Below are 6,314 nucleotides of genomic sequence, written 5' to 3'. Positions count from 1 at the left end.
AAAGAAAGAAAGAAAGAAAGAAAGAAAGAAAGAAAGAAAGAAAGAAAGAAAGAAAGAAAGAAAGAAAGAAAGAAAGAAAGAAAGAAAGAAAGAAAAGAACCCCCTGACGAATCGCAGAAATGAGCCGGGTGTCAAAAAAAAAGATCGCTGGATAGTTTTCTGACATTGTTCATTCTTCATGAACGTCAGAAGAAAACTGCCAGCGATCTTTTTTTTGTATTATGGATTAATTTTAAGAACTGCTTTTTTAAGGATTGCTTTCAGGAAGTCCTTTGAAGATTGCTTCCAGAACTACTTCTTGTGACTAAACAACCACGGCAAAAACTTTGGCTCCGCAAAAGTGGAATCCCAGCTGTTATGATTTGCGTCAGGATAAAGGGTGAACTTTACTTCTTTACCAATAATTTTTAACTGGTTAGCGATTGCAGTAGATCCGGCTGGTGGTACTACATCATCTTTTCCACCGTGGAAAATCCAAAGGGGAACGTGTTTGTATTTTTCAACGTTTGCAATGTTATCACCTCCGCAGATTGAAAAGGCAGCGGCGAATGTTTTGGGTTTACGTCTCAAAAGTTCAAGGGTTCCCATTCCTCCCATAGAAAGTCCGCCAACGTATACTTGCTGGTGATCGATGTAGGGTTTGTCAAGGATATTATCGATCATTCCCAAAAGGGCCTTCATCGCTTTTGTAGGTTTACCATGTTTTTGATAATCGAAGATTCTTTTTCCGGTAGAATCTGAAGCCATCTTTACGTTAGCCCAGAAACTGTCTTCTGAACATTGAGGGAAAACTATGATGGCAGGGTATTGCTCACGGATATCTTTTCTAAGGAACAGCTTACCGCCATGTAGTAATTGTTTTTCGTTATCGTTTCCGCGCTCTCCACTGCCGTGAAGGAAAAACAGAACAGGATATTTTTGTTTTGGGTCAAAGTGTTCGGGAAACAGGATACGATAGGAGATCGTGTCTTTACCGTCAATAAAGCTGCCTTTGTCGTATTTTTTGAAATCCTGAGCCATTGTTTGTAAGGTAAACAGAAGGGAGAACCAGAGAATTAATTTGAAATGCTTCATACAACTAAATTAAAAAAACCCGCTTGAAATTAAGCGGGTTTTAATGAATTAATGTTTATTTAAATGGTTAAACCATTTGTGGGTTAGTAACCAGGGCTTTGTACCAATTTACCCTGACTTCTGTCAATTTGATCTTGTGGTAATGGCCAATATTCATCTCGTGGTTTAATCGAAATGTTTTTCAGGTAATCGAAGTATTTGCCTTCAAAGTTAAAATAGCTTTCCAGCGTTGTTTTCGCAACACCCCAGCGTACAAGGTCAAAGAACCTGTGGCCTTCTAATGCCAGCTCTAATCTGCGCTCGAAACGAACTGCATTTCTAGCGTAATCAGCACTAGGGAAAGAAGGATAAAGACCTACTTTATAGGCTGCTGTAGCTGCGCCGTTCGCTAATTGAGGAGTTATTTTTGCTGCGCGTTGTCTCACTGCATTGACCAGGGTTAGGGCTGTTCCAAGATCACCTGTTTCTACAGCACACTCGGCAGCCATCAGGTAAATATCTGCAAGACGGATCAGGTTAATGTTTAATCCGGTTACGTTTGGACTTCCTGGAGCTGTTCCGCTGGCTAGCTGAGAAACTTCAATTGTGTTTTTAATCGGAAGAAATGGACCGCCATTACTTGCATCACGAATCCAGGCATCGCCAGGCATTACACCCCAATCACGATAAGGAGTACCTCTTCTGCCTAAAGTAGACTCAATCCTTGGGTCTAAAGCTAAGGCGGTATTCAATACATAAGTTTTCTTCTGATCTGCTGTTAAGCCTAAATCAGAAATATATGGATTGGTACGGTAGCTTCCATCTAATAATGGTAAACCAGCAGCGTCAACTTTGAACGAGTTGGCCAGGTCAATTGTTGGCTGGAAGAAACCACAGCAGTTGATCGGTGCACTTCCAGAAGGGAAGTTTAACATATCACCCACGTTCCCGTTATCTCCACCTGTACCATCTGTCCCTACAGAGTTCTCTACAAAAACAATCGATTCAGGACCATCTTCTTTAGTGATATCGAAGTTATCCGAATAAGGTAAGTTGATAAGACTTGGTTTTGCTGCAATGATAGCATTAAACTGCGCATAGGCCTCAGCATATCTTTTCTGATATAAGAATACTTTTCCAAGATAAGCCTGGGCAGCAAATTTATCCATACGCGCCTTTTGACCTTTTGGTTTCGTTGTACTCAGATTTGCTACTGCTGTCTGAAGATCTGCGATAATGTTAGGATAAATATCCTTATCGTTTGGTACAATAGCCCCGTTTGTAGTTTCAGTAACATAAGGAACAACTTTAAACACCCTTACTAAAAAGAAATAATAATGAGCACGAAGTACTTTGGCTTCACCCTCGATTTCTTTAGCACGTGCATCACCAAATTTTGCAGTACCAGCACCACCTTGCAGTGAAGCTAAAATTCTAAGGGTATTGTTACAGCGCTGAATACCTTCAAAACATCTGTCCCATAAATTTGATAAATTATCATTTGTACTTGTTGGGGCGTGTCTTTCTATAGCGTTCATGTTTGGCTGATCACCATTGCTACTACCTTTATGGGCATTGTCAGAAGCAACCTCACCAAATAACCACTGGCTGGGAGCAGCACCATAATTGCCCCATGTACCGTTTACATTACCATTTAGTAAGCCATAAGCACCTATCAGTAAACCTTCAACACCATCCTGTGTTGTTAATTGCGCTTCCGACAGTTCCCCTTGCGGCTGAACCGTCAGAAATGACTTCTTGCAGGATAGGGTACTGCAAATTATGAAGGATAAGAAAATATATTTTAAGTGTTTCATCTTTGTATCTTTTAATTAAAATCCAACATTTATACCAATTAGGAACTGACGGGGTGATGGGTAAATTCCCTTATCAACGCCAAGTGCTGAGAACGTATCCGCTGGAGCTCCAGCATTTCCAACAGCAGCAGAAGCATCTCTTGTCTGACTAATTTCAGGATCAAGACCAGTGTATTTTGTGATCGTGAAAAGGTTGGTTGCACTTACGTAAACTCTCATTCTGCTGATGCCTGATTTTGGACCAAATGCTTTAGCTGTTGGAATTGAATAACCGATCTGGATATTCTTCATCCTGAAGAAGCTGCCTTTTTGTACATAATAACTGGAAGAAGCATATTCAAGATCAGAAGCTCCGGTATAAGCAGAAGGGATCTGGCTTGAAGTGTTCGTTGGGCTCCATGCATCTAACAATCTTGTGCTTTTTGCACCGTCAAATGATGGGAAATCTGTGAAGTAACGTGTCGCTTCAAAAAGATCATTACCCTGAACGCCGTAGAAGAAAGTTGCGATATCCCAATTTTTATAAGAAGCATTTAAATTGATACCGTAAGTAAAATCCGGATTTGGATTTCCAATAATCGTACGGTCTTTAGCATCAATTACGCCATCACCATTGATATCAGCATAACGTAAACCACCTACCCTTGCTCCAACATAAGAAGGATTGTTCGCAATATCTGCTGCACTTTGATAAATTCCCGCAGTCTGGTAACCATAGAATGAACCAAAAGGAGCACCTTCCTGTAAGACACTTGTTTGTAAACTTCTGTAATTGCCATAAATCTGGTTAAAAATACCAGGAGCAAGTTTTACAATTTTGTTGTCGTTTTTAGAGAAATTCAGACCGATATCGAATTTAAAAGGACTGTCTGATTTTTTTCCATAATGATAAGCCACGTTAAACTCAACACCCTTATTGCTCATATCACCAATATTTACATAAGGTGAACTTCCCATTCCCACTACACTTGAAGGTTGTGGCAAGTTATAAAGCATATCTGTAGTTTTTTTGTTATACCAGTCTGCCGATCCGTCAAATGCACCGTCAAATAAAGTAAAGTCAATACCTACGTTAAGAGATTTTACAGATTCCCATTTGATGTCCGGATTTTGATAAGCATTTTGCCAAACACCGGTAGTTAAGCTATTTCCTCCGCCCGTTGCATAGGCTGCACTCGCAATAGAACTTTGAAATCTGTTCAGATACTGGTTAGAAGGTATTCTTTGATTACCAGTTTCTCCATAACCTACACGGAATTTGAAGTCAGAGATCCATTTAACACTTTTCAGGAAGTCCTCTTCAGAAACTCTCCATGCTGCACTTGCTGCCGGAAAATAACCATACTTGTTGTTCGCTCCGAAGTTAGAAGAACCATCACGACGAATGGTAGCACTGAATAAGTAACGATCATTATAAGAATAATCAACTTTACCAAATAAAGAGAAAAGTGAGCCGAGTGCACCATAACTAGAGTTACTGATATTTGAAGAACCAGTGTTCAAATAATAATAATCCTGATTTCCTAAAAGGAAGAAATCATTTCTGCCTGCATTTAACTGGCGGGATTTAGATTTGATGGCCTCTGTACCAAGCAATACATTCAGTCTGTGTTTCTCATTGAATACTTTACTGTAGTTCAATGTATTTGACCAGGTCCATTCTGTGGTATAACCCATGTATTCACTCAGACTGTTAGAGTTGTTACCTTCTGAGAACTCCAGGTTTGGATAGCGCATTGATACCCCATTAAAGTTCTCGTAACGCAGACCAAAATTTGTCTTTAAAACAAGTCCTGGTAAGATATCACCTTCAGCATATACATTTCCAAAGAAGAAGTTACTTTTGTTTTTGTTGTCTTTTGCACGATAAAGGAAAGCTACTGGATTTTCGGCATTACCTAACTGGCTGCCGCGGCTTCCTGCAAAATTCCCGTTTATATCATAAACCGGGATAATTGTTGGGATACGGTATGCCCAGCTGATCGCACTTCCCTGATCCTGATAATCTCCGGATGTATTTGGATTTACACCCAAACCATAACCTTCAGAATAACTGTACTGTGCATTTTCACCAAAACGTACTCTTTTGTTAAAGGCAGAAATGTTAGTATTAGACCTGAAATTATAACGCTTAAAGCCTGTATACTTTACTGTTCCTTTCTGATCCAGGTAACCACCTGAAAAAGTATAAGTTGCATTTTCTCCGCCACCCGTAGCACTTAACTGGTAATTCTGAACCGGAGCAACGTCTGTAATTTCGTCAAACCAGTTAGTACCCTGTTTGTTTGCTTTGGTGATCTGATAGAATAAAGCAGGATCACGGCTATAGTTGTATTTTGAAGGATCATAATCAGCAGCTGTGATGTCCTGACCGGTTTTTAAACCAGCAAGCAGGTAATCCGGCAATGTAGGTACTGAACCTGAACCATAATTTGTTCCTGCTGCAATAGTTTTTCCTGCATTGGTATAACCGTCGAATACATACTGGGCATATTGCTGCGGATTCATCATTTTCGGAAAACTGCTTTTCCTTGGAACCTGCGTACCATAGTAAGAATCCAATGTGATCTTTGGTGCACCTGCAACTCCTTTTTTAGTGGTGATAATGACAACACCATTGTTTGCTCTTGATCCGTAGATAGAAGCAGAAGAAGCATCTTTCAGTACCTGAAGACTTTCAATATCATTTTGGTTAAGCCATGATAATTTTCCTTCAAATGGTACCCCGTCGATTACATAAAGAGGTTCATTGTTGTTAATCGTACTGATACCACGGATCCTGATTTGTGGTGTTGAACCTGGTGCACCATCGTTGATGATCTGCACACCAGTCGCCTTACCTTGTAAAGCTTCCACAGCACTTGCAGCTGGCTGAGCTTTTAAAAGGCCCATGTTTACAACTGCTACAGAACCAGTAAGATCCTTTTTACGTTGTGAAGAGTAACCTGTTACAATAACCTCAGTCAGGTTGTTGTTGTCGGCCAGTAAAATTACACTGATATTGGTTTGTTTGCCAACCGGAATCTCTTTAGTGCCGTATCCAACAAAGGAAACAACAAGTACATCAGTTGGTTTTACAAGGAGTGCGAATGCACCATTTCCGTCTGTGGTCGTGCCACCCGGAGCATTTTTGATTTTAATGGAAGCGCCGATGACCGGTAGTTTATCATCACTGCCGATGACCTTTCCGGTGATTTTGCTTTGTGCCATTGCGCCGATAGCGAATGACAGGCCAAGACACAAGAGAAGGAGGACCCTCTTGAAAAGTGGTAGATTTCGTTGCATAAGTTATATTTGGTTTAGTTGAAGGGATGATTAGTTATAAAGCTGTTTTATAGATTATTTTTTTTAAGGGTGAATAAATAGGTGTATATAGTTGGTAAACAATTTAATATGTGTAGTTCGTACACTATATCTAAACTAAAGAAAGGAAAGATTAAATGC

The 6,314-nt window shown here is 40.0% G+C and carries 3 protein-coding genes; all 3 read right to left on the bottom strand.

What is annotated here, in order from left to right; genetic code table 11:
• Nucleotides 1-291: 291 nt before the first annotated feature.
• On the bottom strand, nt 292-1,074 hold the full coding sequence (locus tag HDE70_RS26990) for a prolyl oligopeptidase family serine peptidase (protein WP_183870057.1): 783 nt from the start codon (nt 1,072-1,074) through the stop codon (nt 292-294).
• An 83-nt stretch (nt 1,075-1,157) separates the two neighbouring features.
• Nucleotides 1,158-2,870 (bottom strand): RagB/SusD family nutrient uptake outer membrane protein, encoded by a 1,713-nt coding sequence (locus HDE70_RS26985; protein WP_183870056.1) that lies wholly within the window; start codon nt 2,868-2,870, stop codon nt 1,158-1,160.
• A gap of 15 nt (nt 2,871-2,885) precedes the next feature.
• A complete protein-coding gene (locus tag HDE70_RS26980; protein WP_183892391.1) occupies nt 2,886-6,155 on the bottom strand; it encodes a SusC/RagA family TonB-linked outer membrane protein in 3,270 nt (1,089 codons plus the stop codon).
• Nucleotides 6,156-6,314 lie beyond the last annotated feature (159 nt).

Source organism: Pedobacter cryoconitis (assembly GCF_014200595.1).
Taxonomy (GTDB): domain Bacteria; phylum Bacteroidota; class Bacteroidia; order Sphingobacteriales; family Sphingobacteriaceae; genus Pedobacter; species Pedobacter cryoconitis_C.
The sequence above is the reverse complement of the archived record's forward strand: the minus strand, read 5'-3'. Positions and strand labels throughout refer to the sequence as shown.